Raw genomic sequence first — 2,334 nt, forward strand, 5'->3', positions numbered from 1 at the left:
CCACTCCAAATAAAACGATCGCAGTTACCGCCATCGCGATCAAAATTTGCATCCGTGATAGCGGTTCGATTTCAGGATTGTGCGAGTTACTCATCTTTTAGAGGGTAGAGGGTAGGGGTAAGAGGTGATTTTAGTTAAATTAACGAGAACAGGAGGGTTAAATCTCCATCCTAAAAACCTAATTAATAATTAATAATTAATTATTAATTAATTCAACATTCTTGGAGTCGATCGATTTGGGGGTAGAAAGTATCGAGGCTCATCCCGGCGCGATCGATTGTAATTACACCAATTGCTTCTAAGTACGATCTTACCGCAATGCCTCGAATCCCGATCGCTTCAGGCGGTACAGCCATCCGCGTGTGATTTTCCGCCACTGTGATAATTTTAGCTTTGGTCGAATTGGCAAAACTAATTAGTCCACTACCCCCACAGGCAGATGCGGGGATAATTACCGCATCGACTTCATCGTGCCAAATACCCTGCTCTGAGTGGGGTTTAGTTACAAATTGGGGGGCGCGACTCAATCCGACTAATACGCAGGGGAGAAAAGTATAGCCCAACTCTTCCGCCGCCGAGCGCGGTGAAATCTCTGGATCGATCGGGAGTGGGGACAGCGCCGGGGCATGAGCGCAAGGTACTTTAAAAGTGCGGACGATCGTGTGGCTGATGACGGCTTCCGCTCCAGCTAAGGGATCTACCCCCGTGCCATGTCGATAATCGTGTAAGATCGTCCCCCCAAGATCGTCAGGAAAGCGGGCGATAACAGCGATCGCCTCTGCACCTGCGACATTAATCGATTTATCCACCGCTCGCAACAGGCTGTCTGGCTGCTCGATCGTCCCCCAGGAGGCTCCAGAAGACGCCGTACGCAGCTTTACCTCTAAGGGCATATCCGTGACTACATAGTCGGTTAAATCCAATCCTAGCGTGGCTCTAGCGGCATCGGCGGCTTGGAGATGGCGAACGCGCAAATCCTCCGAGATGCCGCGATCGAACACGATGCCGATTCGATTGCGCCTTACTGGTTGCAACCCCCAGCTACCTGCCGCAAACTTATCGAGGGCGTAACCCTCGACATACAAAGCATTGGGCATACTCCAATACAATTGTGCCCCATTCATCACATTCGGATGGGTTATCAGTCGATCGCAACTCGCCGCCACTGCTCTGGCGATCGGCAGCGCATCCCCAGCATACCCACCCATTGCGGCACCGATGCCAGTAGGGACGATCAGCGCAACTGTATAAGGGCTGGACATAAAAATTATTACCTTGAAAACGGTCGAGATCTGCCCTATCTATAATCGGGTAAATGCTCGATCGATTCAACCTTTTGGGATGGGAGATGGGAGATGGAAGATGGGGAGATGGGGAGACTGGGTGACTAAACTGTCAATCTGTCTCAATCGGGCGTTGCTGAATTAGGGTATGACTTTGGATCTTTTCTGTACAAACTGATTCCTCTCTCCTCCCAACTCCCAACTGTCTTGAAAAGGTGCTCTACTTGGGGAAACCCCAAGACCGCACTTTTCGCTCCCAACTCCCAACTTTATCACTAGCAGTTTCATACTTCGATCCAGCAACGCCCTCAATCGTACTCGTGTTCGAGGATGGCTGGCATCAATACTGTATCGATCGTATGAATGACGCCATTATCAGCGAGGATATCGGTTTGATTTACCAAGGCATCATTGATATGTATCTTGCCGTTCGCTCGCTTGATGGCCAGAATCGAGCCTTCCATTGTCGGTGCTTCATCGATCTCTGCCAAATCCTCAGCTTGGACATTGCCCATGACGACGTGATACAGCACGATGCGTTTGAGTTTGGGGATATTTTCAAATAAGGCACTGCGATCTGCTGATGGCAACTTCTCAAAAGCGGCATCCGTGGGTGCGACGATCGTAAACGAACCTTCACTATCGAGCGTATCTTCTAGTTCTGTTGCCTGAATTGCTTTTAGCAATATTTTAAAGTCGCCAGATTTAGCAGCGGTTTCTAACAAATTAGCCATGCTTACTTAGATTTAAAATATAATATGTATGCGCACAGTAAACAAGATCCCCGATCGAGTAAGAAAATACATCGTCCAAAGGATATAGAGTGAGTGTTTCGCCGATCGTTTGTGCTGTAGATACACTGTCAATCTTGAAATTTTCAGTCTAAAATATCGCCGCAATTGTCTGAATTAATCCGGCGATCGCGATCGATAACAGCAGCGAGTTGATATAATATTTAGCGCGGTCGAGTACCACGATCGAGCGGTAACTCCCAAATAATATCGCTAGGAAATTTTTGGCTATGTCCGACATTAATTCAACATCACACTCA

2 protein-coding genes are annotated in these 2,334 nt (G+C 48.1%); both read right to left on the reverse strand.

The window, feature by feature from the left end:
• Nucleotides 1-212 precede the first annotated feature (212 nt).
• The gene (locus tag RMO35_RS19390) at nucleotides 213-1,262 is read right to left on the reverse strand and encodes a DUF3326 domain-containing protein (RefSeq protein ID WP_309743298.1); all 1,050 of its coding nucleotides are present in this window, start codon (nucleotides 1,260-1,262) and stop codon (nucleotides 213-215) included.
• Between the two features lie 329 nt (nucleotides 1,263-1,591).
• Nucleotides 1,592-2,017: a fasciclin domain-containing protein gene (locus tag RMO35_RS19395; protein ID WP_309743300.1), complete on the reverse strand. Its 426-nt coding sequence runs from the start codon at nucleotides 2,015-2,017 to the stop codon at nucleotides 1,592-1,594.
• Nucleotides 2,018-2,334 lie beyond the last annotated feature (317 nt).

The sequence above is a fragment of the Chamaesiphon sp. OTE_20_metabat_361 genome (genome assembly GCF_031364565.1).

Excerpts from the sequence above, each read along its gene's own strand:
- RMO35_RS19395 (WP_309743300.1), bottom strand. The coding sequence starts at position 2,017 with ATGGCTAATTTGTTAGAAACCGCTGCTAAATCTGGCGACTTTAAAATA.
- RMO35_RS19390 (WP_309743298.1), bottom strand. The coding sequence starts at position 1,262 with ATGTCCAGCCCTTATACAGTTGCGCTGATCGTCCCTACTGGCATCGGT.